We start from the raw sequence: 26,347 nt of genomic DNA, 5'->3' as shown, positions 1-26,347 counted from the left end.
GCCTCAGCCTCCGTCCTTGCGGGTGCGCACCGTCTTGGTGGAGCGGGTCTCCAGCGACATCTCGTCGGCCTTTTCGACCTTCTTCTTCAGCCGGACGGTTCCGGTGACCGGGTCGATGACGTCCACCACGTTGCCCAGCAGCTCCTCCATCTGCCGGTTGCCGGCCCGCCGGGCCAGCTGCACCGCACGGCCCAGCCGCGCGGTCGCCGTGTCCAGATCGCCCTCCCGCCGCGCGTCCAGGCCCTCCTGAATGGCCTCGGCCAGCTCCTCCTGCCCGGTGTAGTGGGCCACGCGGGGGTTGATCCGAGTGGATCTGGCCTCATCATCGGTCCACTCGGCCAGCACATTACCGGTGGCCGCCACCCGTTCGCCGCCGGCGCCGTCGGGGACGACCAGCTTCACCCAGGCCGCCCGCATCTGCCGGCCCACCTCGCCCGGCGGGACCTGCACGCACAGGTGGTAGTCGCGGATCTCCTCGCCCCACGCCCCGGTCGGGTAGTCCCCGGTCTGCGGGCCCGAGTCGGTGCGTTTGCCGGTCAGGTCCTCCAGGGCGGGCGAGACCTGCTTGATGAACTTCAGCGTCCCGTGCAGGGGCGTCCAGATCCGCAGCGTCACATCCGCCACCGTCTTGCCCATGGCGTTTTCGGTCATGGCCCGGAAGTCGGCCGCCAGGTCGCGCGGGTCGGCCACGATGTCCACGCTGCCCAGCAGCGCAGAAGCGATCTTGCGGAGCTCGGCCACCCTCCAGTCGGTGCCGACTCCCCGGCAGTCGCACACGAAACTCCCGGACACCGCCCGCAGCGCGGCGTCCAGCTCCTCGGCGGTCTCGTGCTGGTTCTGGCCGTCGGTCAGCAAGATCGCATGCCGCACCCCGCCGGCGCCCTGCCGGGACATCAGTCCGTGGGCCATCCGCAGCCATGAGCCGATGGCGGTGCCGCCGCCGGACGTCAGCCGGCCGATCGCCTTCTTGGCCTCCTTCTTGGTGCTCGCGGAGGCCACCGCCAGCCTCTCCCCACCGGGGTAAACCGGCTCGGCGCGGTGGAAACCGGCGATCACGGCGAAGTGCACGCCGTCGCGCAGCGTGTCCACCGCCGTGCGGGCCGCCCGCTTGGCCTCGGCCAGCTTGCCATCGGACGCCATGGAGCCGGAGGTGTCGATGATGATCACCTCGGCGGCTTCGGCGGCGCCCCCGCCGGGCGGTGCGGACGAGCCGGTGGCCTCGACGGTCACGATGGCGTGCACCTCGCCGCCGCTCACCGGCAGGTAGCGGTTCTGGTCGACTTTGATGGTGAACTCCGGCATCCCGGTCACCTCCCGGTCTCGCCCCGCACCAGAGCCTCCGCCCTTGCGGGAGGGGTTTCGGCGTCCCCCGGCGGGAAGGGGATCAGCACCACCGTCACGTTGTCATGGCCGCCCGCCTCCAGCGCCGTCCGCACCAGCGACCTGGCGATCTCCAGCGGCGACCCGCTCGCGCAGCGGCTGCGCGCGCCGTGCACGGCCTCGGCCAGCTCGGCGGCCTCCGGCAGGTAGTTCCACAGGCCGTCGCTGCACACCACCACCACGCCGGACCCACCGGGCCGGAAGGTCTCGGCGCGCGGCGTCACCTCCCCGGCGTCGGCGCCCAGCCAGGCGGTGACGGTGTGGGCGCGGTGGTCGGCGTACGCCTGGGCCCGGGTCATCAGGCCCCGCTGTACCATCTGCGCCGCCCAGGAGTCGTCGACGGTCAGCGCGGTGGACGGGCGGGCGCCGCCGCCGCCGGAGATCCAGTAGGCGCGGCTGTCACCGGCCCAGCCCACGGTGACGGTGCCGTCGCCCACCACGACCGACACGTACGTGCAGGCGGGCGCGTCGTAGGGGGAGTCGGCCAGCGCGGTGACCGCCCTGGCCGCCCGCGCCAGCGCCGCCCGGGTGGCGGTCTGCGGGTCGGCTCCCGCGGTGAGCTGGGCGACGAGCATGGCCGCGCCGGTGTCGGCGGCGACCTTGGAGGCCTCCTCGGGGCGCGGCGCGGAGGAGACCCCGTCGCACACCACCGCGATCACCTTGCCGGCGGCCGTGGCCACCGCCATGGCGTCCTCATTGCGGCGGTAGCGCAACCCCCGGTCGCTGACCCCGGCGGCACCGGCGATCTCGATCTCCAGATGCTCGCGTCCGCTGGGCTGGCGCACCCCGCACCGCTCGCAGTAGCCGTCCTCGCTGATCTCGGCCGCACCGCACTCCACGCACGGCGCTCCGGCCCGCTTCGGCTCGGGCTCCGGCACGGCGCCCCCCGCCGCGGACGGAGGGCCGTATGCGACCGTCGACGGAAGGTCCCATTCCCACGCCGTGGAGTCGGCCGGAGGAGGCGGCGCGGACGCGGCCTTCTCCTCTTTTTCCGGGCCCGGTGACGCCGCGGCAGACCCGCCGCCGTCCCCGGGCCCGGGATGGGGCGCCGAAGGGCGGGCAGTGGAGCTCGCTCCGTGCAGGAACCGGCCGCACGCTTCGCAGAACTGGTCGTCCGCCGAGACGGCCTCGGTGCAGCCGGGGCAGCGGGTGGCCGCCGTGGGTTCCATGATCCCTGCCTCGATCCGGTCGCCTGAGCACTCGTTCACAGCAGCGTCCGCGGCCGCACGCGATTGGCCCGGTTCACCAGCCGGTGCCTGGTCTCCACATCGTCGGACAGGCGGGCCAGGCCGCGGTAGAGCTTCTCCAGCCGGCGCCGCAGCGGGCCCTCCTGCAACGGGACGCCCAGCACCTGCGGCGCGCCCTGCCCGGCGGAGGAGCGGTGGGCCAGCGTCCAGCTCAACGCGGCCTCCAGCACCTCGGCGGCGGCCCGCTGGTAGCGTTCGGCGTCCAGCTGCAGCGCCTCCAGCCGCCGCCCGACCGCCACCAGCTCGGCCGGGTTGAGCTCGGCGGGCGGGCGGCCGCGCACGACGGCGGCCACCGCGGCCAGCTGGGCGGCCGCATGGTGGCTGGACACCCGCGGCACCGAGTCCAGCACGGCGACGGCCCCGGCCCGGTCCCCCAGCGCCAGCCGCACCCGCGCCGCCCCGAACGCGGCGCTGACATAGCCGGGGTCGGTGCGTGCCACCAGGTCGTAGTAGAGCACCGCCGCCGGCAGGTTGCCGTTGCGCTCGTGGGCGAACGCCAGCGCCAGCTTGGGCGGCTTCTCCCCCGGCATCAGGTTGCACAGGTCGTCGAAGATCGCCACGGCCGTGGCGCGGTCGTCGGCCGCCAGCGCCGCCAGCCCCCGGTACCAGTCCAGCCGCCAGTCCTCGGGCCGCTCGGCCGCCAGCCGGTCCAGCAGCTCCACGGCCTCGCCCAGCTTGCCCTGCCCGATGCGGGCCCGCACCAGCATCAAGGACACCTCGGGCGAGGAGACCGGCGAGTAGGCCAGCGCCGCCTCCAGGTCGGCCGGGTCGCGGGCGGTCAGGCCGGACAGGAACCCGGCGGCCGGGTCGGCGGGGCTGACCTGCGGCACCGGCAGCGCCGCGGTGGCGGCGCGCACATCCAGCGCGGGCAGCACCGCGCTCTGCCCGCTGCCCGCTTCGTCCGCCGGCTCGAGCAGGGTGGCGCCCGCGGCCTGCTGCTCGGTGCCGAACAGGGTGGAGGGGGCCGGGCGCGGCCGGCCGTCCTCGGCGGCCAGCACCTCCCGCAGCACCCCGGTGAGCTGCTCGGCCATCTCGGCGGCGTCCTGGAAACGGGCCCGCGGATCGGGGTGGGTGGCCCGGCACAGGAACCGGTAGAACGACTCGTGCCGCATCAGCAGCGGCACCTCTTCGCGCGGCGGCAGGCTGTGGGCGTAGCGGCCGGTGTAGCCGCGGAACGGGAAGCTCAGCACCGCCAGCGTCCGGCCCACCGTGTACAGGTCGGAGGAGATCGACGGGCCGTCGGTGGGGACCTCGGGGGCCTGGTAGCCGATGGTGCCGAAGATCGGGCTGTCCTCGTCGTCGATCCGCCGCACCCCGCCCAGGTCGATCAGCTTGAGCTGCTCTTCGGACTGGATGGCGTTGTCGGGTTTGAAGTCGCAGTACAGCAGGCCGCGGCTGTGCAGGTAGCCCATGGCGCGCAGCACTTCCAGCCCGTAGGCGATCACCTGGGGCAGCGGCAGCGACGCCTCCTCGCCGTGCTCGCGGCGCAGCTGCGTCACGATCTCCTTGAGCGACTTGCCGCCGACGTACTCCATGACGATGTAGCCGACGGGCTGCTTGGTGTGCGGGTCCGGGTGCTGCACGAAGTTGTAGATCTTGACGATGTTGGGGTGGTCCACCTGCGCCAGGAAGGCGCGCTCGGCCGTGGCGGCCCGCATGGCGTCGGCGTCGCCGGAGTCCAGCAGGCCCTTGAGCACCCGCCAGCTGTCGCTGACGTTCTTGTCGCGGGCCAGGTAGATCCAGCCCATCCCGCCGAAGGCCAGGCAGCCGAGCACCTCGTACTGGCCGCCGACCAGGTCGCCGGGCCGCAGCTTGGGGGTGAAGGAGAACGGGTGCCCGCATTTGCGGCAGTAACCCTCGGTGCGTCCTGGGCGGCCGTCCCGGCTGCGGCCCACCGGCTCGCCGTCCACGCTGCAAAAGCGCCGGTTCTCGGGCACCTCCGGGTTGCGCATGATGGCGGTGGCCGGGTCCCGGTAGGGCACCGGCGGCACCTCCACCAGGCCGGCGCCGAGCATGCCCCGGCGGGAGGAGCCGGTGGAGGCGGTGCCGCCGGTGCGCGCGCTGCGCCCGGAGGCGGTGCGGCCCGAGCCGGTCGCCCCGGATGCGCCGGACGGCTGGGAGGGGGCGGGAACGCTGGGGCGAGTGGGCGGGGCGGGTTGCCCCCCGGGCGCCCCGCTGACGGCCGTGGGCTGGGCGGGAACGGGTTCGGGGGCCAGGCCATCGACGTTGCAGAAGCCGTCCTCGATGTAGCCGGGGCAACCCGGCCGGGTGCACTTTTCCATCAGTCCGTCCCCGTTTCGAGGGATCTGAGCACACGCTGGTACTCAGCCAGCACGACGGTGGATCGTTGCAGATCGCAAGGGGCCGTCCACAGCAGCGAGCGGGCCCGTTCCTGCAGGCGCACCAGCTCGCCGTGCTCGGCCAGGCCCAGCCGGGCCGCCTTGACCTGGTAGGCCTCCAGGCGTCCCCGCAGCTCGTCGCGGCGCTCCAGCAGCCCGACGATCAGGTGGCGGCTGCGTTCGGCCTGGCGCAGCGCACCGGCGACGGCCTCTTCCAGCTCGGCGACCTCGCCCGCCAGTTCCGCCCAGCGGCCGGCCCGCCGCAGCCCGTCCAAGGAGGCCAGCCGCTCGCGCAGCCGCGGGGCGGGGTCGGCGGGCTCGCTCACCCCCGGGGAGGCGATCTTGACCTGGACGGTGCGGTAGTCCCGCCGCGCCCGGCGCACCACCTCCTCCAGCTTTTCCAGGGACGAGGTGAGCTCGCCGATTCGCCGGTCGTAGTCCTCCCGCAGCCGGACGGCCTCGGCCAGGGCGCGGCGCGCCGCCGCCAGGTCCGAGCGCAACGCCTCCAGGCGGGCGGTGTCGGCCTTGCCGTCGCGGGCGAGCGCCAGCGGGTCGGTCCGCACGGTCTGCCCGACGGCGGCCAGCTCCCGGCCGATGCGGTCCAGTTCGGCGTCCCGGCCGCGTCCCAGCGACCGGGCCAGCCGGGTCGCCTGCCGCCACTGCTCCTCGAGTTCGCCCAGCGGGCCCAGCAGCGCCTCCCAGGCCGCGTCGACCGTGGCGACCAGTTCGGTGACCTCGCGGTAGGCCTCGCTCATCCGGCGGACGCTCTCTGCCAGCGTGCAGCGTTCGCCGGTGGGGTCGAGGAGAGAGCGCCGCCGCAGCGAGACCTCCTGCGGCAGGAGCTTCACCGACGGCCCGGACAGCAGGCCGGTCAGCTCCCGCAGCACCGCCGCAGCGGGCCGCGGGTGCCGTTCGCGCAGCGCCTCGGCCTCCTCCAGGACCCGCTGGTAGGCGTCGAACAGCCGCCACAGCGTGGTCAGCCGGTCGGTGGCCTCCTGCCAGCGGCGACGGGTCAGCCCGGTCAGCCGGCTGCCTTCGAGCAGCCGGTAGCCGGGGTGGTTCTCCAGGTCGTACAGGGCGGTGGAGATGCGGTCGCGTTCGTCGCGCAGCGACGCCAGAGCGCGGTCGATCTCGTCCCGGCCCAGGGGCGCCGCGCCGTTGTCGCTCACTGCCGCTCCGCGTGGTCCCGCCGACTCCGTTACGCCTCCCACTTGGGGCGCCCTTGACGTAAGTATCGTCCAGCCTGGCAGGGGTACCGCCGATCTTCTGTGGCGGGTGACACGAATCGGCCGAATCACCGGGGCGAGGTATTCGGACGGCGATGACCGGCTCCCCGATCATTCGGGTTTCATCGACAAAACGGGCAGGACACGTCGCATCGTCCACCGAGGCGCGGCCTGCTCAACCTCGGGGGACGTCTCTCCTGATGACGACATCGGCTCCTCTCCGGCGCGGTGGGCTGCTGAACCTGCGCCGGCGGGATATCGACCTCGACGGTGCGACCATCCACATCACCGGCTCGGCGGCCTTCATGGGTGGCCGACGTGTCGAGGGGACGACCGAGAGCAGCCGATCCCGCGTCGTCGGCATCACTGCCGGATACGGTCAAGGTTCCAAAGGCTCACCGCGGGCGTCAGACCGCCGAGAAACCCGAAACCGGGGGAGTCTTGGCACTCCACCGATGATCACGTGTTCCGCCCCGCCCAGGGTGGCCCCGCTCACCCCGACACGGTCTCCTCGCTGGTGGCCAACCTGATGAAAGCCCACAACGCCCCGAAGGACGGGGCCTCCCCCGGCCGAACCGCCGCCGCATACCCGGCTGCATGACCTTCGCCACATCCACGCACGCTGCTCCTGGCGGGCGTCCCCGTCGGGTGACCGCCCGGGCCGGCCACGCCGATCCGGCGATCACGCTGCGGGTCTACGCACACGTGACCAACGAGCAGCTCATGGAAGCCGCTGGGATCTTCGCCGCGGCGGTCGGGGAATCCGTGGCCCGAGCGGAGTCCGCTGTTAGCAAACCTGTTAGCAAAAGGCCCCTCGCGGTGATCGCGAGGGGCCTTTGACCTGCTGCGCAGCCGAGAGGATTCGAACCCCTAACCTTCTGATCCGTAGTCAGATGCTCTATCCATTGAGCTACGGCTGCTTGGCTCCTGGTCTGTCTGCCAGGTGCGTGGTGCTGGTGAAGAGTCTAGCAGGTCTCTGCCCTTGCCTAGACCCGTTGCTCCTGTGCACCACGGTGCTCTCAAGTCTAAGACAGCCGGCGTCGTGGTCCAATCGATTCGAAGCTCTCGTTCGGTGGCTTCAAGGCGCTCGCGCCACGGGAGAGGGCCCTGTCCGGATGCCCGGGGCGGTCGTGGGACGTGACGAGGCGGCAGGTGGCCCAGGCCTGTGCTCCAGCCGATGAGGCCGGGGTGAGGACAGGCCCGGTGACTCATCACCGGGCCTGCGGCTTCCCGGCTGAACCGCTCTCGTGGGCTTGCGTCAGCGGCGGCTTCCGCCCTCGAGGTCGAACCTCAGCTCGGGGTAGTCGGTGATGTCCATGCCATATCGGCGGTAGACCTCGACCGTGTTGATGCCCGTCAGCCTGCCGTGTTCGATGCCCAGCCTGTCGGCCGCCGCGAGGACGGCTTCCTTGGACGGGCCTTCGAGCTCCAGGTAGGGCGGGATGAGCGGCCATTCGTCCACCTCCAGGTGCACCTCGCCGAGCTGGAAGCTCGTGCGGCGGTTCTCCTGGTAGGACTTCGGCTTGTATCCCAGCTCCTGCAGAAGCAGGAGCGTCTGGTCGAAGTCGTCCACGGAGACCTCGACCTCTTTGGTGCCGTCGATTCCGTCATGGACGATGTGCTTGACGGCGAGGGTCGCCCTGACGCCGTCGTCTCGCAGCCGCATCCACCGCGCCGGGTCGGGCGGAGTGTCGATGTCGAACACGTACCGCCGCTGCAGGCGGTCTTCGGACGTGCGGCGCCCGCCGGCGGACTCGATTCGGCAGGCCATCTCTTCGGGATCGATATCGAGGAGCTTGGCCTCGAACTCGACGAGCGTCATGCCATACCTCCCAGTGAACCGCCAGAAGGCGGTGCCTGCGCGCCGCCGACCGGGGCCGACATCAACCGGTGGTCAGCCGCTGCTCGCAAGTTCCTCTCCGTGAACCTTCTCAGCACGTTGTCTCTGCCGACCAGGCAAGAACACAACAAGGAGCCGACGACCCTTATTCGTAGATCCACAACCGACAGTGTCCCGACAATTTCGGCTGAACCAACCGCCCACGCAAGCTTCTCCTTGAAGCGGCGGATTAGTCACCCGCCGGCAGAGGCACACGAAAGCGGTGAGGCGAACCTCGAATACAGGGCTTGAGCAAGGCCCCCGGAGGTCCGTCCACCGCTTCCTCTGGTCGTCGTGTTTCCAGTTCAGAGCCCGATCTGGTCGCTCCAACAGGCGAACGCGGGGAAGTCTTCCGCCGATACGTTCATTGCCTTCGCGGCCCAGCCGAAACAATCAACTCCCCTAGAGGAGTCAAGTGATATCCCCTGCAATCCGATGGCTGAATTCAGCCATCGGCCCACTGTGGAGATGAGCTCCTTCCGCCGCCATTCGCCGTCACACCAGAATCCGGACATCCATGACCCACCTGGTTCCCGCCCCGGTAGCAAGCTTCAAACGGCATCCAGCCGACTCCACTGATAAAGCGACCATCACACCGACCATACGCAATCCACTCAAACCCGTCCTGTCAAGCAAAACAACCGAGGGCTCCCCGACGGTCAGGCGGTGTTTCTCCGCACGTCGCCTCAGTGTCCGGCAGCGGCAAGATTCCAGCCCTACGTTTCGGACGCACCAGAACGGAGGTGCGTCATGTCTCGGATCACACGGATACTCGCCGGAGGGCTGGTCGCAGCGGCCGTCGCCGGGTTCTGCACAGTGGTGCTGGACGAGCCCGCGCCCGCCGCGGCCGAGCGGGCCGGCCGTCCCATCGTCATCGGCCACCGGGGAGCCAGCGGGCTGCGGCCGGAGCACACCCTGGCCGCCTACCGGATGGCCATCGCGCAGGGCGCCGACTACATCGAGCCGGACCTGGTGATGACCAAGGACCGCCGGCTGGTGGCCCGTCATGACAACTGGCTGGCCGACTCCACCGACGTCGAGGAGCACCCGGAGTTCGCCGACCGCAAACGGACCAAGACCGTGGACGGCGTCACCCGCACCGACTGGTTCACCGAGGACTTCACCCTGGCCGAGCTGCGGACGCTGCGCGCCGAGGAGCGGATACCGGGGCTGCGTCCCGGCAACACGGTCTTCAACGGCCTGGAGCCGATCCCCACCCTGGAGGAGGTGCTCGATCTGGCCCGCAAGCACGGCGTCGGGGTGTACCCGGAGACCAAGCACCCCAGCTATTTCGACAGTCTCGGGCTGTCGATGGAGGAGCCGCTGGTGGCCGCCCTGCACAAGTACGGGTTCGACAGCCGCCGCGACAAGGTCTTCATCCAGTCGTTCGAGACCTCCAACCTGCGGGACCTGCGCAAGCTCACCAAGGTCCGGCTCATCCAGTTGATCGACGGCTCAGGCGCGCCGTACGACCTGGTCCGCAAGGGCGACCGGCGCACCTACGCCGACCTGGTCAAACCCGCGGGCCTGAAGTGGATCTCCTCCTACGCCGACGGGATCGGCCCGGCGACCGGCTGGATCGTCCCGGTGGACTCCTCCGGCCGGCTCGGCAAGCCCACCACCTTGGTGCGGGACGCGCACCGGCACGGCCTGGCCGTCCACACCTGGACGGTGCGCAACGAGAACGAGTTCCTGCCCGCCGACTTCCGCCAGGGCAACGCCGCCGCTCCCGGCTACCGGGCGGCCACCGGCGATGTCGGGGGATGGCTGTCCAAGCTCTACAGGCTGGGCGTGGACGGGGTCTTCTGCGACGACCCGTCGGCCGGGGTCGGCGCGCGCACGGCCGTGTTCGGCTCATGAGCGATCGATCCCAACCAATTGCCTTTCCCTGACGACAAAAGGAGGTAGAGCGACGGGAACGCGGCACACCCGCGTTCCCGTCAACAGCCCCCCACAGAAAGCGAGTACATCTCCATGCGTACGCAGACCACCAGGCTCCTTGGCGTCCTCGCCATCGGTGGCGCGATGCTGGCGGCGACGGCCTGCCTCCCCGGCAGCGACTCGGAGAAGACCGCGGCCTGCCAGGCCATGGTGGAAGAGATCGGCGCCGTGCCGTCCAAGGCCAGCCAGCACCTGAGCAACCCCGGCGCCGCGGCCCAGGTCTACTCCGACGCCGCCGCCAAGGTCCGCGCCGAGGGCCGCAAGGCCGGCGGCGACGTCCAGGAGGCCGCCGAGCAGGTCGCAGACGACCTGGAGGAGCTGGCCCAGGTGCTGCGGGACGCCGGTTCCGGCAACCTGCGCATGCCCGACACCAGCAAGCTGATCAGCAGCGGCGCCAAGCTCCGCGACGCCTGCAACGCCTGACCTGCGGTCTTCGGTCACGTCCCGCCCGGCGGGGGCGGGACGTGACCGTATTCGGACGACCTTGTCCGGGCCCAACTGCCGTGCCGCACTTTGCCGCTCGGACCTTTGCCGGGTAGCCTGTTTCCGACCCACATGGTCCAAGGAGGCCATGGTCCAAGGAGGCCATGGTCCAAGGAGGATTCGCCTAGTCAGGTCTATGGCGCCGCACTGCTAATGCGGTTGAGGCTTACCGCCTCTCCGGGGTTCAAATCCCCGATCCTCCGCTCTACCAGCGCCCCCGTCGGGGTCCGGCCCCCGGCGGGGGCGTTCGTTCTTGCGGCACGCCATGGCTTCTACGGCCACTCGGGGCATCCCGCCTCACCGGCACGAGCATCGGGCACCGCCGCCCTCTGCTGCAGCCACCACAGCAGAGGTGCACCGAGCCGGGGCGCACGGCGAGCCCGCCGACCGGAATCTTTGGAGAGGCTCTGCGCCCGACTGTCCGGCCACGAGGCAGAGCTCACCTCCAGGGGAGTCCGGCATCCCCACCGGGCCGCAGGAACCATGGCCGCCTCGGCAGGCGACGCATGACAGAGATCGACAAGGCTCCTCGAGCAAGAGGCCTGGGCTGGTTGAGGAGTTCCTCCCCGCGACAGTGGCTCCATGTCCACATCGAGAGGCACCAGCCTGCGACTCCGGAAAGCCCTCGCTTCCTTACAGAGCGCCTGGCCGAGGGTTTCGGTGCCCCAAGCGGACGTTCAGGGCGCGCGATTCGCAGGAGTTTTTAGAAAACCCCGACCCGATAGTGATCGTCTCATTACCCGCGCAGCCAGGCGAAGCGTGGGGTGAAGACGGTGGAACGCGAGCGGGTCCCGGATCTGGTCGTCGTGCTGCCGGGGATCATGGGCAGCGCGCTGGCCAACGACGGCGCCGATGTATGGACCTGCCCCGACAGGCCACCTGGCAGGCGCTGAAGAGCCGACTGGGGCAGCCTGCACCGGCTGGCACTGCCCACCGGTAGTCTCGGTGACGAGCATCCGGGAGACGGGGTCGAGCCGGTGGACGTGATGCGCACCCTGCACGGGGTGCCGGGATCGACCCCGCTGATCGTCGGCTATGACGGGCTGCTGCGCTGGCTCCGGACCAGGTTCACCCTGGACCCTCCGGACGATGACTGTCCCGGCAACCTGTGGGCGTTCCCCTACGGCTGGCGGCTGTCGATCCGCTACAACGCCCGGTGACTCGCCCGAGAGCTGCCACCGGTACTGGAGGTTGGCGTAAGGCCTCCAAAGACAACGAGGACGCCCGAGGGGTATTCCTGTGCCACTCGATGGGCGGCCTGGTCGCCCGCTACTACCTGGAGGCATGCGGCGGCGCGGAACTGTGCCGGGCGCCGATCACCTTGGGAACGCCGTACCGGGGCTCCCTGGACGCGCTGTCCAGGCTGGTGAACGGGGTCAGCTTCAAGCTCGGCGGGCTCGGCCCCGACCTGACCCGGCTGGCCCGCACCCTGCCGTCACTGCACCAGTTCGTCCCCCACTGCGCCTGCCTGGAAGTCGGCGGCGAACTGAAGTACCCCCGAGAGCTGAACGGCGGCCTGCCAAGGGTGGACGACGAGTTGCTGACCGACGCGGCCCGGCTGCACCAGGAGATCGCCAAGCCCGAGGAACGTCCCCGTCCTACCAGATCCTCCCCTCCCGGGGACTGCAACAGCCCATCCTCACCACCGCGGTCCTCAACGAGCGCGGCGAACTGGTGGGCTCGTTCCTGATCGACGGGGAGGACGAGGGCGGCGACGACCGAGTACCCCGACTGCCGACCTTCTCCCCGGAAATGCGCGACACCGACCTGGTGATCCGAGGCGTGGTGGAAGGACACGGGGCACTGCCCGAGCACCGCCCAATCCGCGCGGAGCTGTTCCAGTTCCTCACCGGCTGAGAGAAGGTGCACCGCGTTCCCACGGCCACGGCCGACCAACTGCGCGTACAACTACCCGAAGCGGTGACCGCCGGCGCCCCGGTGCCCCTGAAGGTCACCGCCACCGGCGCGGGCCTCATCGACCGCTCAGCCATCATCGCCACCTTCACTCCGTCCCTGAGCGGCGGCCGAACGGTGCCCGGTCCCCTGGCCAACCGAGGCGAAGGACGCTATACAGCCGCGGTCACTGGCCTGTACTCGGTCTCAGGCAAGCCCCCTACGGAAGTGAGCCGTTCACCCACCGCCGTACGGTTTGGGACACCGATGAATGAGCAGCAGGGACGGTTCCGGGGCTGCACCTCGGAGTGAGCGTCAAGGACTACCAGAACTCGGACTTTCCGATGCTGCCCGGCACGATTGAACAGATCGCGGCGATGCCGAACAGGCACTGGAGCGGGGGCAGGTAGGCCAAGGCGACGGTGAAAGAAGTTCAAAGGCGATGCCGACCAGCAGCCAGCAGCCTGTGCTACCTGCTGCGGGAGCGCGGCTGCGAGTCGGTGCTGTTGTGGCTGATCCCCAGTGAGGCCGTGCTGCGGATGCGTTATCCGAACTGGCCCTGCGTGGACTGAGCGTCGCAGCAGTCGAGTACCAGGGTGCCTGTGTGTTCGCCTTCGCCCCCGCATCACCGGGGCCGACGACCTAGGCACTACCGCTACCTGCATCTCTCAGCTGGTGGGTGCCAAATGAGCCGGATCCCTCTGGACGGTCACACCCTGCCCGCTGCCCCCAGCCTGTGTCCGCCAGGCCCACCACTGGCTCACCCGCCTGCTCCTAAAGACCGCCCTACCCGCATCCCTCAGGGCACCGACGACACCGCATTGCTGCTGTCAGAGACCGTCACCAACGCTCTCCGCTACGGCGAAGGCCCCACCGCCTCCTAGCGCGGCCTTCACCCCGCCGCTCTGCACCATCGAGGTCACCAACCGCGCCGGCCTCTGCCTCCCCATCATCTCAACGGTCCCGACGCCGAAAGCGGCCGTGGTCCGCCCAATCCTCGACGCCCTTACCCACGCTCGGGACTAGCACCCCCTCCTGACCGATCACCTCAGCGTCTGGTTCGAACCCAGGACCAAACTCCCTGCTCCCGGCCGCCAGCAACGTCCCCGTCCCCCAGTAACCCTCGACACCCCAACGTCCCGTAACAGGTGACATGGCAGGCAAATCCGGAAGTCCAAATACTCGCCACCTAGGCCAGGCACCTGGTTTTAAAGCTCCGATCACCAAAACCGAGCGCCTTACCCCTGGCCTCGGAGGCCCGTCGTTCGTCCGCCTGAGCGAGCCGGCGAGCAGCAGCGGAATAAGCACCTACCTGAAGAGGTCGGGAAGCAGCCTGCCACTGTGAACAGGACCGCCGAGCCCTAACAGGAGCGTTGGAGGAGCGCACGGCTTGCTCTCGGTTATGACTTGTTTCGTGACAGACTGGGTGTCTAGAGAACGCTGTGCTCTCCGCTGGGGGAGACAGTGCCGACTTGGTAAGATCCCGGCCCCGGTGGCAGCGAAGTCACAGCCCCGTCCCCGCACGACCCCTGTGACCGCGGAGCACTCGACCAGAAGAGCTGGGCGGACACCAACGACACAGCGGTAGCCGGAGCGCTTCTGACCTTCCTCACCACTGCTGTATCACTTGTAGGGCACGACGTACGCCCTCATCCAAGGGAGGATGGGTGTTCACTGCGGGGGACGAGCACAAAGTCCACCCGAATTCCTACCAGTGCGATCCCCACCCATCGGAACAGCGATGAATGGGCCCAAAGCTACCGAGGCCACACTTTTACCGCCAGTTCAGCCAAACGCTTCTGCCGCTCTGTGAGGGCCTCCTGAGTCCAGTCTGCCAATTCCCCGACTTCCCTGGTCAGGAGAAAGTCGGACTCTGCGAGAGTCTCTCGCTTCACTTCGAAGGGGCGATTTCCGATCTCGCTGTTCTTGCTCTTACGCAAGAGCACCATGTTTCCCAGCATGTACGCGTGAGTATCGATGTCCTCGAAACCAGGCCACTCGCCAGGGTTGGCATTTCTGGGAAGCACATGCTCAAGAGTGATCTGGGATCCGTTAGGATTTGGAACCAGCTCGGGTTCGGGATCACCACTGTACCCGCGCTCCAAAGCGCGGAGATAGTAACGCGCTATTTTGTTCCGCTTGACCTGAGCGATCTCAAAGGCCAGCTTGAACTCTCGATCAGAAGGAATGACTTTATCCAACTCCTCTCTGATTTGCTGCACAGTTGAAACTTCTCCATCTCTGATTTTGACAGCTACTCGACAGTATTCCTTCTCGACCGATCCCGAGTTCATCGTATTCATGATCATGCCGCGCACCGACCAGCTGACCAGGGCTCGCAGCAGCTCGCGGAGCTCCTCCGGGTTGAAGTGCTTCAACGCCGCGAGCATCAGCGGCTTGTTCGGAGACAAGTCAAAACTCGCCAGGATAGCGACGTCGTCCCGGGAACCGTCCAGTTGCGCTCTCCAGAGATCATGCGCTGGATTCTCTAGCGCCGCGTAATAGGACGCAGTTTCAGCGATTTCTTGGCTGATCTCCACGGCCCTGGACGAGCTGGTCACCTCATCGCGTATGGCTTTGTAAAGATCCCTCTCACGAGTAAGCTCGTGATACGAGCTCCAGTAGCTACGGAGAAACGCTGTGAACTTTCGATCGGCAGCAGTCAGATCAAGAGTGTTGAGCGCCTGCTGCCAATTCCGCTGTACCACGCCGAGCTTCTTGTCCGCACGACCATACAGGTAGTTCTTCAGCAGGTCCGCCGTAGTGAGGTCGGCTCCTCTGTCATTGAGAGTCTCAAAGATCACGTAAGCGTCTGCCTCAGATGAGACCTCGATGACTCCAATTCGCGCCCTGTTGTGCAGAAATATGATCCACTTTTTCAGGCGCTCTATGGCTGCACTGTCACAGCCGGCACTATCGACATCTTTTGAGATTTTATCGGCAAGATAATCGTAGGCGTCGTAGAGCAGCTTGTGAGAAGTACGCTTGAACTGTTGCCTACCGCCCACCACAGGCGGCTTGAACCCCTCACCAGTGACAAACTTGTTGAAGTACTCGTTGTCGTCCGGATTTAGCTCAAGGCGAGGCTCTGGACCATCGGACATCAGCGTCCTTTTGGCCAAGTAGTCGTTCTGGACCACCTCGCGCTTCTCGCTACCGCGCTTACCGAATTCATCGCGGATCGCCGCGAGAAGGAGTGAGACCGTGGCCAAACGCTGCTGGCCATCGATGACGGTTCTCTTTCCCTCTTCGCTGTCCTTAGCCAAGACTACAGTGCCGAGGAAGTACTCCCCCTTGGAGTCGAAAGCACGCTCCAGATCCGACCAGAAGTCCTCCACCTGTTCATCTCGCCGCCAGGAATACGACCGCTGGTAAGCCGGAACCCTGAGTTCGTAGTCGGCGAGAAGCTTGATGATCCCTGGGAGGCTGAAGGAAATTGACGACGCCCCCGTGACCGGCGCTGAAGACATAGGCGGCAGTCTAGTGCTACATGCAGGCACCCGCTGCCACCTTGAGAGAACAGGCCAGGACAGCTCTTCTTCCCCGATTCGCCGTCTAATTTCGGACGACTAATTCCCGCAATTCGGACGACTGAAATCAGTCACTTCACGGTCGGGGAGCCTGTCTCAGGACACTCGACCGGTGGTCAGGCTACAGCGAGAGAGATCAGATCGCCGATGTTCTTGAGGTCTTTCCTGCCGGCCAGGTGACCGATGCCTCGATGCAGGTGGACAGTCAAGGTGTGGGAGACGTTCTCCTCAGTGGGCTCCTGCCCATCGGCGACGCAGCGCTGCTTCAGCAGCGCCAAATAGATATCGCCATAAGCACCGGCGAAGGTCTTCCAGTTCATCTCGATATTGGAGTCCGTAACGATCTCCCGGACGAGCGGCGGCGAAGGGTCCTGAAGCGACAGAGCGAGGGCCCAGCGGCACAGGACGTTCCAGTTTTTGATGCCGGTGATGCGCTTGAGCTTGATCAGCTGATCTTTAGCTGGCTGGGAGAGCCGGATGTTATCAAGCGACATGGATGGCCCCCGTGCCCCACCAGTAGCCGGGTTCGACGGTCGTCGTGAAGTTCTTGTCGTCGTGAACCAGAGTGTAGGAATGGGAGATCGACGGCTTCAGCTTCCCGAGGAGGTATTCGTCGATCTCCTCGTCCGTGGACAGCAGCAGGACCTGGTGGCTGGCATGCGGGAAGTAGCGTTCCACAAGGTGTTCGCGGTGCCGGCTGTCGAGACGCCCCAGCGGAGTGTCGATCACACTGGGAAGACGGTTTCCGGCGACCCGTGCAAGCCCCCAGAGAAGAGAAACGGCGAGGAGCTGGCGTTCACCGGCGCTGAGTCGCGACGGAGCCAGCTTCTCGTCATCGGGTCCGATCAAGGTGAGGGTGAACTTCTCCGTGTCAATGCGAAGATCGCGGACCAGCTCGCTCTTGCGCATGAGACGGTTGAAGCTGTCCAAGACCGCGACCTCGAGCCGGTTGATGTGCCGCCGCAGCAAGGCCGTCTTGAACTTCTCCAAGGTGTCGCGGACGCGGTCGGCGTAGGAAATGATGCGGGCGGCGGCCTCAGCCTTGGCAAGCTTCTGGGCACGTCCCTTATAGGCACGCTCCCGCTCCGACAGAAGCTGCTCACGGCGCCGTCGGGCCGCAGACAGTTCCTCTTCCGCTGCGGCCAGTGCGAGACGGTGCCGGGTCACCTGATCCCGGGCTGCGTCCCGCTCCTCGATCAGAGCGGCGATGACGGTCTTGTCCGGCACGCCGGCCAGTTGGCGTTCAAGAATGTCAAGACGCTCTCGCAGCTCCTGTGCTTGATCGACGAGCTCCCGGGCCCGTTTCGCCTCTTGGCGGAGGACCTCGTCCAAAGAAACGAGCTGTGGGAAGGAGTCGGCCGGGAAGTTCAGTACCTGCCGGGTCTCCGCCGTCTCCTTGGCGCGCCTCTGACGGTCTTCGGCAAGGTACTTCTCAGCGGCTGCGAGCCCTTCGGCGGGCACAAGGTCCTTGAGAGTTTCAAGGAGCAAGTGGTCCCGCTCGTTCAGGATCTCAATGACCTGGGCATTCTTGGCCGCGGTCCGCTCCTTTTGCACCTGTTTCTGCAAAGCGACCACCTGAGGGCCGAGCAGCAGGAGAGGAAGAGGACCGGGGGCCAGTGTGTTGGCGAGCGTTTCGTTGATGCTGCGGAGGTGGGCTTCTGCTTGTTCTTTCTCCGCCTCCAGCTCTGCACGCCGGCTATAGAGGTCGCCCCCCTCTTTGGAGAAGGCCTCATCCACGGCGGAGAAGTGAGCCTCGGCTCGCTGAAGAGCGTCCCGGGCCGCTGCCGCCTTCTGATTTGTATCGGCGCACAGTTGATCGACCTCACGGATCTCACGTTCTAGTTGCTGAATTCGTTCAAGCGCCTGCTTGTCCTCGTCCGGGACCTTCTGCCGACGTTGCAGGGCCAGCAGGTCAGTGCGAAGCTGCTCTACAGTGTTGACACCCAGGAGCGAGTAGACCGCCGATTCGATCACCGGGGCCGCCCGCTCGGGGTCGGCGAGCGACTCGATCTTCTCGCCGTCAAAAAAGAACAGCGAGGCGGCTTCCAGAGGCAGAATGTCCTCGATGTGGTCGGCCCAGTTGTCACTGACCACAAGGTCGAGCTCACCATCGACCAGAACGTTGAGGAACTCACGGACGTTCTTGCCGTTGGCCTCCCAGCTGCGACGCACTTTGTAACGTCGCTCCCGCCCCTCGATGGCCAGGGAGAACTCGACGGTCACATGAGCATGCTTAGGGTTCGCCTGCCGGTTGATGCTGTCACGCAGGTAGCTCTCATAGGAGCGGTTGCCGCGGCCACTGGTACGCGCCCGGGCACCATAGAGGGCCAGCTGGATCGCGTCCAGCAAAGTGGTCTTACCGCACCCGTTGAGCCCTCCGATCAAGATGATCGGACGTCCCGGTTCGGTGGTGAGCTCAAGAGACTGCTCGCCCTTGTAGGCGCCGAAGTTCTTAAGGGTGACGTTATGCAGGAGCATCTGCGGCCTTTTCCTCGAAGAGCGGCAGCTCTGGAACCTCCTGAGCCTTGCGGATGCGGAGCGCGTACGCTTCGGCGTCGTCCTTGTCCTGGTAGTAACCTCGGCGGATCGTCTTCTCCAGCTCTTCGAAGAGCCCGGCCCGGCGCGTCATGGTGCGGAACCTGCGCTCCACGGCCAGCAGCTCCCGCACGGTAGTGAAGTGAAGCTCATCATCCCCGCACACCTCACGGAGGATCTCCACTTCGTCGCCGGCCAGGGTGAGGTGCTCATCGAGCGGCTCACCAGGGAACTTCTCGCCGGTCTCCTCTTCGTAGATGCGAGGAAGGCTGTCTTCGATCTCGTGCTTCTCAAAGACCCAGATGCGGCGGATCTCGTGGAGCTCATCCATGGTGATGAGCTCGATGTCGCGAACGTTCTCGGGGGCGTTCTTGCGGATCCAGGCCTGAGCGTTGAGAAGCTTGCGGAGCCACTGCTCCCGCGCCTGCTGAGTGTAAGGCCCGTGGACGATGCGGTCGTTGAACAGCTGGATGGTGCCGTTCATCTTCCGCCAGTCCCGCAGGTGCTTGTCGTCGCGATAGCCCTCCTCGTTGCGGACGTCCAGCTCGTTGCGGAGCTCGAGGAGCGGAAGCATCCACTCCTTCTCCTCGTCGTTCTGGATCATCGCCGCCATGGACTTGTCCTTATCGACGAGGGTGCACGTCCAGCAGCCGAACCGGCTGTCACCGCACGAGGGAGTGGTGTCATCGACGACCAGCGGGCACTCGCCGTCGCTGGACGCTCCTTGATACATGGTGAGCAGGTCTTTGTTCTCATGCCCCCAGGGGTTGGGGTACTGCATGAGGAACGTCCAGACCTCGTCGTTGGACCAGTCCTCGATCGGGCTGTAGACGAGCGAGTTGGGCAGATTGGCGTTCGGGGAGAGCCTGTCTCGCACCCGGCGCTTCTCGTGCTTGGCCATGGCCTTGGCACGAGCCTGGCTCTCGGCCTTGCGGATGCCCAGGACCAGGATGGTCTCGCCGTGCTCGCGGACGACGTTGCGAATGAAGGAGTTGGACGGCCGGATCTTCAGCCGTTCGGTGCACCAGCGGAACTTGGGCCGCGGCGCGGGATACCCCCGACCTATCAGCCCTACCCAAAAGGTGTCCTTGACCTCGGGGGTCAGCCGGTGCGGCTGTATCGGCAACTGCTGCTCTTCGGCGGCCTTGGCCATGGTGACCAGCGACTGGGTCACCCACCTGGCGACGATCGGGTTCTCGACCAGGGTGTCGGTGGAGATGACGTGAACCGGCTTGGTTCTCTTGTCCACCGGTAGGTCTTGGAGGGCGAGCCACACGAGCTGGAGAGCGGCGGTGGAGTCCTTGCCGCCGCTGTAGCCGACCACCCAGGGGACGGTGTCCGCCTGGTAGAGCTCGCGGATCTCTTCTGTCAGCTCCTTGACGACCGCCGCAAGTCCACCACGGTCTTTGAAGGGGATGGCCCGGCGGGTGGGGGTGCCCAGAGGGACCTTCATCGCTCTCCCCCAAGGTAGGTCGCCTCTATATGCGCCCCCTCAGGGCTCAACTCGAGCCCGAGCCGCTGTCGCAGGTAATTCACTGTAAGCACAACATTCGAGTGATTCTTCGACACCCGTCCTCCGACGACTGCTCGCCCCTCCCAGTCCGGGTTCGCACGCGACCAGTCGATCTTGCCCAGTGGTTCCAGGCGAGGCCGCCAGAACGCCAGCTCGATGGACTCACGCAGCAGAGCGTTGCCGAGTCGCCCCAGAGCGTGAAGAGCGATCCCATGGCTGTGGAGATACTGCCGCCGCACCTCGGCCGCGGTCATCTTGCGTTGCCGAACGAGCTCCCACTCGGGGATCAGCTCGTCGATGGCCGACCAGAACGCCCCCGCCACCTTAGTGGCCTGGTCCTCACCGGTGAGCTCGACTCCCTGGAGGAGAGAACGCGTAGCGTAGTAGAGAGCGCTGAGCGTGAAGAGCTTGTTGGAGCGGGCCGAGAGCGTGCTCCTCTCCATCTCCACGAAGCCGCGAAAGACCGGGGACTTCAGAGCCAGCAGGCGGGCCACCCTGGCACGCTCGTCCCGATGGTCGTACAGCACGCCGATGGATCGAGCCGGTCGCACTGCATGGCGGTTGAGGTCCGCGAACATCTGCTGGCTGCGGGCCAGGCCGGCGTCCTGGAAGAAGACGACAGCGATCGTCTCATCGCCCAGCTCGGGGTTCTCGTTGAGCGCGGCCTCGATCGCGGCCCGGCGGTGCTGGCCGTCGTTGATGAGGAACCGGGCCGCCATGGAGATGTGAAGCTGGCCGATCCGCATGCCCGGCCCCTCGTCCGAGATCCCGACGAACCGCATCTCACCGTCGACCGAGGCCGTGAGCGCGGAGAAGACATAGCTGTCCGGGTTGTCCAGAATGTAGGAGGTCAAGGCGGGGATGCGCGCCTTGTTGAGTACTCGTTGCGCACGCAGCTCGGGAGCGAGTTCGTCCTCGTCGAACAGGAAGAGCCTGGGAATCAGCCGCAGGGGGCACATGGAGACGAAGAACTCACGACGTGCCTGTACGCCCCGGATAGCAGGGAAGACGTACTCAAACCCCGCTGTCGTATCGGCAATGGACGATTTTGGCACGTGTGATCCCACTGGCTCACGGTAGCGTAAGCACGTCACTCGTTTCACGTACTTACGGGATGCTACTGGGCTCAGAGGAGCACTTCCGACCCCATGGCTGTCTACCTGGATGCAGCGGCGACGACTCGCGTCGACCCCCGCGTCGCCGAGGTGGTCCTCCACTGGATGACCGAGGAGTTCGGCAACGCCGGCAGCCGGACCCACGAGTGGGGCGCCCGGTCCAAGCGAGCCGTCCAACAAGCGCGGGAGCAGCTCGCCAGCCAGGTGGGCGCCACCCCCTCCGAGTTGATCTTCACCTCTGGGGCGACGGAGAGCAACAACCTCGCGTTGCTGGGGCTGGCCCCCTACGGAGAGCGGGAGGGGCGACGCCACATCGTCACCTCGGCCATCGAGCACAAGGCCGTCCTCGAGCCGCTGGAGCACCTCGCCTCTCGCGGCTTCGAGGTCGATCTCATCTCCCCAGGTCCCTCTGGACGGGTCACCATCGAGGCCGTCCTCGAGCGCCTCCGCGACGACACGCTGCTCGTCTCCTTGATGCACGTCAACAACGAGACCGGGGTGATCCAGCCCGTCGCGGAGCTGGCCGAGCATCTCCGGGGCACGGCCACCTACTTGCACGTGGACGCGGCACAGGGCTTCGGCAAGCTGACCGAGGACCTGCGAGCCCCGATCGACCTGATCAGCATCAGCGGCCACAAGATCGGGGCTCCCAAGGGCATCGGCGCGCTGGTGATCCGCCGACGTGGCCGGGACGGCATCCCCCTCACTCCCCTGATGTACGGGGGAGGCCAGGAGCGCAAGCTTCGTCCCGGCACTCTGCCCGTACCGCTGATCATCGGTCTGGCCAAAGCCGCCGAGATCTTCGAGAAAGAGCGCGATCAATGGTGGGCTCAGGCCGCGGCTTTCCGCAACCGGCTCGTCGAGGCGCTGTCCAAGACCAAGGTCCACTTCAACGGCGACCAGGAGCACGTCGTCCCGCACATCCTCAACGTGTCCTTCGAAGGGGTGGACGCCGAGGCGCTCATCGTCCACCTCAAGGAACTCGTTGCGATCTCCACGGGCTCGGCCTGCACCAGCGCCTCCTACACCCCCAGCCACGTGCTTCGGGGGATGGGCCTGCCGGATGAGATCGCCGCCAACGGTCTGCGCCTGTCGTGGTTCCCCGACCAGGCCAGAGAGGTGGACGTGGACGAGCTGGCCGCCGAGATCGCCGAGTTCCAAGCCAGCATGGCTCAGCTGGGCTGAGCCGTGTCCTTGCGCCGCACCAGCCGGTGGCCATGCAGTTCACGTCCGCAACGCCGCAGCTCGGCCTCCCAGCCCTCCTCGGTCCCGATGAGGTGCGGGTTCTGGTAGAGGCCGGCCCGCATCTCCGCCCAGGTCAGCCGGCGGTACTTGGGGGCGTCCGGGTCGTCGGGGGCCAGGAACTCATGCTTGCGGTGCAGCAGGGGCCGGTTCTTCGAGCCCTCATAGGACTTGAAGGAGGTCTTCAGCGTGGTCAAGTCCACCATGTAGGACGAGCTGAGCTTCGGGTGGGGATCGGTGTCGAACTCCGGGTAGTCCAGCCAGCTCACCGCCCGCCCTTGGTGCCGTAGCTTGACGATCGTCCAGGACGCGGGACGCCCCGCGGCGATCGACGCGCAGTGCTCATACAACCGCAGCACCGCGGGCATCTGCGGCACCGCCCGGCGGTGCACATACAGCGCGGTCGGGGTCAGCTTCCCGACGCGGGAAGCCTGCATCGCCCCGCGGACATAGGAGTCGTCGCGCAGTTTCAGCAGCAGCCGATCGGCCCGCCGGCACGCCTCTTTATAGGAGGAGAAGAAGGCCCGAATGTCCAGTTGGATCGAGAGCGGCAGACTGCTGTAGGGCCCTCGGCCGTTGAACAGCTCCACCGCCAGGAACAGGAGTGTCGAGAGAGTTGACCGCTTGACGCCCTCGCTCACCTTCTCCGGGTCGGCGGACTTCTTCACAATCCGCTGGAGCTCGTTCGGCCGCAGGTGGGACAGCAGCTTCGCCATCTCCTCCGGCATCTCCTCCAACCGAGGCAACCGGCCGCGCCGCTCGGTGTAGTCCACGACGGCCGCGATGGCCGAGCCGGTGTCGTCGGAGGCCAGCCACTCGGCATGCGGGACGATCTTCCGCGCCAGGTAGCGCAGCCGATCTTCCTCGTTCCGGTAGGCATAGACGATCCCCGGCGCGGCGGACACGCAGCGGACCCCGGTCGTCTCCTCCACATAGGAGCGCAGCTCCGCCGGGCTGAAGAGGTACTGAAAGGTCCGCCTCCTGGTCAGGATCCCGTCCTCGTACTCCTCGCCGCGGATCTTCGATCGCTCCCACGTCAAACGGGTCGTGACCACGAGAAGGCGGTTGGCGAGCTCCCAGGCCCGCTTCAGCGTCTGGCTACGCTCCTCCCGGTCCTCGATGACGTTGAGAACGTAAGTCAGCAGCACGACATCGGCGGGCCGGGGCGGTTCGTCGGGAGCGTAGAAGGGATCCCAGCCTTGGACCTGGAACCGCATCTCGCGGAGCCCTCGAACGTCACCACCCCGCCCGCTCCCATAGTCGAGCACACTCACCGAGGAGTTGATCTCGCCATCGATGACTGCCTGCTTCGCAGCGACCGACAACGAGGTACGGCTGACGGCGGTCAGCCGACGGTCGCTGTTCCACGTGACGGTGTTCACGGAGTGACGCTCCGGACAATGCTGCTTCGGTGACACAGAGACGTCGTCAACAAGCGGGACCTAACAAACTTATGAACAACCAGAACTTACACCAAGTTTTAGACTAACATGTGAACAGTCACATCGGGGTCCACAAATGACTACCATGACTACACAGCTCCGGAGACATTGAGGCAGCACACATTCACAAAGCCCCCAAGAAGAAGCAACAGAGCTGTCCATAGCGACGGAGCACCCCAGAGCGCAGGTTGCCGATTTCATCGACAAAGACATGTAAATTACACAAAGTACACAATAGGCCCCACGCAGGCCATACCCCTCAATTATGGACAGGATGGCAGCAGAAATGGTATTCGGATCAGGGAAAAAGCTGACTTTCAGGGACTACGTGCAGGGCACTTGGGGAAGCTTCACGACCCCTGCCGGCAAGGTCGACTACATTATGACCAAAGCACGTCTGGGGGAAGACTCTGAGGACCCCGAACGCCAGCTCACCAAGAGCCTCGCTCCAGTTCGCGAGGTCATGGAGGTGAGCGACATGGATTTCAACCAACTCTTGCAGCGCGACCTCGACGATCATCGAGTGGCCGTCAAGCTGATTCCCTACCTGCTCAAGGCGCAACAGACCGGTCCCGCTTTCTTCCCTCCGATCGTGGCTGTGCTCCTGCCCTTCCGGAACAGGCGCCCCTCTTCCTTCCCCAAACTTGGGGAGCCCATTGTGGTCGAGGACGACGAAGCGCGGTGGCTGCAGGAACGTGCCGGCGACTCCTTCCAGGTTCAGCGGCTGCTGAGGTCGGACAACCAGTTGCACCCGGCCAGCGTCGGCAAATTGTGGTGGAACTCCACTCAGGCTCGTCTCGTCGTGCTCGACGGACAACATCGCGCCATGGCCCTCATCGCCATAGAGCGGACGATGACCAACGGCTGGCAATCCTCCAGCGGTGCGCGTTTCCGCTCCTTCTACGAGCATCAGGTCAAGCAGGTGCTCCTTGAAGCCAAGCAAGAGGGAATCGATCTCAACAAGGTCGAGATCCCCGTCACCGTCTGCTGGTTCCCGGAGTTGACCGGAGAGGATGCCAAACCGCACGACGCCGCCCGCAAGCTGTTCGTCGACGTCAACAACGAAGCGCGGCAGCCTTCCCAGTCACGGATCATCCTGCTGTCAGACGCCGAGCTGAGCAACGTGCTGACCCGTCGGCTGCTCAACGAGCTGCGCGGCGAAACGGACGGGTCCTACATTCCACTGTACGCCGTCGAGTACGACAACCCCGACGCCAACTCCACACGACCGGCCCGGTGGTCGGTCATGACCAATATCCACTTGCTGAAGTCCGCTGTTGACACGTGCATCTTTGGCCCTCGAGACTATCTCAAGGATGTCACCAAGAAGTCGAAAGGACGCACAAAACCGGGAGATCGCGATCGCTTCATGCGAGAGCAGCTCAACATTCCCGATCTCTTTCCAAGCGAATTCGAGGATGGAGGATTCACCTACCATCCAGACAGAATCGGAAATACCGAGTTCCCTCTCGGCAAAGTCGACCGCATAAGTGATCGTTTCGCTGAGACCTGGGGCCGGGCAATTCTGACTCTCCTGTCCAAGACCGCCCCTTACGCCGCGCACTCCAGAGCACTCCGGAAGCTCAACGAAAGCTGGCACATCGACGATACAGCCATGACGCTGGCCCACGATGCACTGTTCAACGGAGTAGGCGTCTTCTGGACCCTCAAAGACAGTTACGACCACTACGAGGAAAGAAAATCTCGCGGCCACAGCGTCACCAAGTCCGATGTGATCAGAGCTTGGGAGGCACTCGACCGGCGAGAGAGTGAATTCGAGGCCTATCGCGCTCAAGAATACCTCGACAACGATAAGAGCATCAAGCAATCCAATTCGGCATACTCTGTCTTCAATACTCACGCCTGCCAGCTCGGACTTGTCATGACCTTGGGCTCACTGTGGGAACTTCGCAAGTCACAGTTGGGCTGGGTCAACATCTACGATCTCCCGGCTTTCGCCGAAGACATGACCAAAGGAATTAATGCCTACTTTGACCAAAAACACGGCAGGGCACGCGACCGCCGACTCGCATTCATCAAAGACGTGTCGGTCATCACGAATCCTCTCAACCGGATCGACAGCATGGAAACCTCCCAAGCGGTCCACTTCCGCTACTTCTGGATGCAAGTCCTCGACACGCCGATGGCCTGGCAGCACGTATCTCCATGGATCAAAAACCAACAAGACTTCAAGCTGCTCCTCAGTGCCGCTCGCGAAAACTACCTGAAGCTACGCGAGAATCAGATGATCAGAGCACTGAAAAACGATCCCAATATTCCCGAAAAGGAACTCCAGAAAGAGGCTCGCAAGAAAGCAAGTCTCTTGCTCAAGCGAGCCCTGCGAGACTGGTTCTACCTACCCGAAGAGTACTACGACGAGTGGTTCCGTAGCATTGGAACCTCCCAGAACGCCCTAGACGCTTCCCCCTCCACGAGCAACGCCCCTTAAAAGAGGAAGTAAGTAGACGCCTCACCTGCAGCCTACGAGATCTTCCAGATAGAGACCTCTCTCAGCGCCGCAGCGCCTGGCCGTAAGACGTATTTGTCTCCCCGGCCAGGCGCTCTCTCAATCATGCTCAGAA

19 protein-coding genes and 2 tRNA genes are annotated in these 26,347 nt (G+C 66.0%); 9 read left to right on the top strand and 12 right to left on the bottom strand.

Annotated features, from left to right (window positions below; translation table 11 throughout):
- Nucleotides 1-3: 3 nt before the first annotated feature.
- From TCUR_RS00910 to TCUR_RS00885, 6 genes are all read right to left on the bottom strand, one after another.
- Nucleotides 4-1,302 (bottom strand): VWA domain-containing protein, encoded by a 1,299-nt coding sequence (locus TCUR_RS00910; RefSeq protein ID WP_012850572.1) that lies wholly within the window; start codon nt 1,300-1,302, stop codon nt 4-6.
- A 5-nt stretch (nt 1,303-1,307) separates the two neighbouring features.
- Complete coding sequence (locus TCUR_RS00905; protein WP_245536950.1) at nt 1,308-2,219, bottom strand: PP2C family protein-serine/threonine phosphatase; 912 nt, start codon at nt 2,217-2,219, stop codon at nt 1,308-1,310.
- Between the two features lie 365 nt (nt 2,220-2,584).
- Nucleotides 2,585-4,909 (bottom strand): serine/threonine-protein kinase, encoded by a 2,325-nt coding sequence (locus TCUR_RS00900; protein WP_012850570.1) that lies wholly within the window; start codon nt 4,907-4,909, stop codon nt 2,585-2,587.
- Nucleotides 4,909-6,135, bottom strand: a complete 1,227-nt coding sequence (locus TCUR_RS00895) for a hypothetical protein (RefSeq protein WP_012850569.1) — start codon at nt 6,133-6,135, stop codon at nt 4,909-4,911. The genes TCUR_RS00900 and TCUR_RS00895 overlap by 1 nt, the downstream gene beginning before the upstream one ends.
- A gap of 904 nt (nt 6,136-7,039) precedes the next feature.
- Nucleotides 7,040-7,112, bottom strand: a tRNA-Arg gene (locus TCUR_RS00890).
- A 338-nt stretch (nt 7,113-7,450) separates the two neighbouring features.
- Nucleotides 7,451-8,014 carry a class IV adenylate cyclase gene (locus tag TCUR_RS00885; protein ID WP_012850568.1) on the bottom strand — a complete coding sequence of 188 codons (564 nt, stop codon included), beginning with the start codon at nt 8,012-8,014 and terminating at the stop codon, nt 7,451-7,453.
- Between the two features lie 807 nt (nt 8,015-8,821).
- Here TCUR_RS00885 and TCUR_RS00880 point away from each other — a divergent pair.
- The 7 genes from TCUR_RS00880 (at nt 8,822) to TCUR_RS26805 (ending at nt 12,960) form a co-directional block, all read left to right on the top strand.
- Nucleotides 8,822-9,931: a glycerophosphodiester phosphodiesterase gene (locus TCUR_RS00880; protein WP_012850566.1), complete on the top strand. Its 1,110-nt coding sequence runs from the start codon at nt 8,822-8,824 to the stop codon at nt 9,929-9,931.
- Nucleotides 9,932-10,045: 114 nt separating this feature from the next.
- Entirely contained in the window at nt 10,046-10,435 is a 390-nt protein-coding gene (locus TCUR_RS00875) for a hypothetical protein (RefSeq protein WP_012850565.1), read from the top strand.
- Nucleotides 10,436-10,608: 173 nt separating this feature from the next.
- Nucleotides 10,609-10,698: transfer RNA gene (locus TCUR_RS00870), tRNA-Ser, on the top strand.
- Nucleotides 10,699-11,472: 774 nt separating this feature from the next.
- On the top strand, nt 11,473-11,655 hold the full coding sequence (locus tag TCUR_RS24495) for a hypothetical protein (RefSeq protein ID WP_052305366.1): 183 nt from the start codon (nt 11,473-11,475) through the stop codon (nt 11,653-11,655).
- An 89-nt stretch (nt 11,656-11,744) separates the two neighbouring features.
- Nucleotides 11,745-12,185 carry a lipase family protein gene (locus tag TCUR_RS24490; protein ID WP_052305365.1) on the top strand — a complete coding sequence of 147 codons (441 nt, stop codon included), beginning with the start codon at nt 11,745-11,747 and terminating at the stop codon, nt 12,183-12,185.
- Entirely contained in the window at nt 12,170-12,352 is a 183-nt protein-coding gene (locus tag TCUR_RS24485) for a hypothetical protein (RefSeq protein ID WP_052305364.1), read from the top strand. The genes TCUR_RS24490 and TCUR_RS24485 overlap by 16 nt, the downstream gene beginning before the upstream one ends.
- Nucleotides 12,353-12,810: 458 nt before the next feature.
- Complete coding sequence (locus tag TCUR_RS26805) at nt 12,811-12,960, top strand: hypothetical protein (RefSeq protein WP_169312972.1); 150 nt, start codon at nt 12,811-12,813, stop codon at nt 12,958-12,960.
- Between the two features lie 1,185 nt (nt 12,961-14,145).
- Here the strand turns inward: TCUR_RS26805 and TCUR_RS00860 are convergent.
- The 5 genes from TCUR_RS00860 to dndB form a co-directional block, all read right to left on the bottom strand.
- Complete coding sequence (locus TCUR_RS00860; RefSeq protein ID WP_083789725.1) at nt 14,146-15,858, bottom strand: DUF262 domain-containing protein; 1,713 nt, start codon at nt 15,856-15,858, stop codon at nt 14,146-14,148.
- A 176-nt stretch (nt 15,859-16,034) separates the two neighbouring features.
- Nucleotides 16,035-16,412, bottom strand: a complete 378-nt coding sequence (gene dndE, locus TCUR_RS00855; protein ID WP_012850563.1) for a DNA sulfur modification protein DndE — start codon at nt 16,410-16,412, stop codon at nt 16,035-16,037.
- Nucleotides 16,402-18,396, bottom strand: coding sequence for a DNA sulfur modification protein DndD (gene dndD, locus TCUR_RS00850; RefSeq protein ID WP_012850562.1), 1,995 nt, complete (start codon nt 18,394-18,396; stop codon nt 16,402-16,404). The genes dndE and dndD overlap by 11 nt, the downstream gene beginning before the upstream one ends.
- Nucleotides 18,383-19,906 (bottom strand): DNA phosphorothioation system sulfurtransferase DndC, encoded by a 1,524-nt coding sequence (gene dndC, locus TCUR_RS00845; protein WP_012850561.1) that lies wholly within the window; start codon nt 19,904-19,906, stop codon nt 18,383-18,385. Before dndC ends, dndD begins: the two co-directional genes overlap by 14 nt.
- Entirely contained in the window at nt 19,903-21,033 is a 1,131-nt protein-coding gene (dndB, locus tag TCUR_RS00840) for a DNA sulfur modification protein DndB (RefSeq protein ID WP_148232880.1), read from the bottom strand. Before dndB ends, dndC begins: the two co-directional genes overlap by 4 nt.
- 81 nt (nt 21,034-21,114) lie before the next feature.
- Between dndB and dndA the strand changes: the two genes are divergently transcribed.
- Entirely contained in the window at nt 21,115-22,266 is a 1,152-nt protein-coding gene (gene dndA, locus TCUR_RS00835) for a cysteine desulfurase DndA (protein ID WP_012850559.1), read from the top strand.
- Here dndA and TCUR_RS00830 read toward each other — a convergent pair.
- Nucleotides 22,254-23,705, bottom strand: a complete 1,452-nt coding sequence (locus TCUR_RS00830) for a DNA phosphorothioation-associated putative methyltransferase (RefSeq protein WP_012850558.1) — start codon at nt 23,703-23,705, stop codon at nt 22,254-22,256. The two genes, dndA and TCUR_RS00830, sit on opposite strands and share 13 nt — an antisense overlap.
- A 334-nt stretch (nt 23,706-24,039) precedes the next feature.
- Here TCUR_RS00830 and TCUR_RS00825 point away from each other — a divergent pair, with 334 nt between their 5' ends.
- On the top strand, nt 24,040-26,214 hold the full coding sequence (locus TCUR_RS00825; RefSeq protein ID WP_245536949.1) for a ParB N-terminal domain-containing protein: 2,175 nt from the start codon (nt 24,040-24,042) through the stop codon (nt 26,212-26,214).
- Nucleotides 26,215-26,347 lie beyond the last annotated feature (133 nt).

This window comes from Thermomonospora curvata DSM 43183 (genome assembly GCF_000024385.1).
Classification (GTDB): Bacteria; Actinomycetota; Actinomycetes; order Streptosporangiales; family Streptosporangiaceae; genus Thermomonospora; species Thermomonospora curvata.
This window is presented reverse-complemented; position numbering and strand designations above follow the sequence as displayed.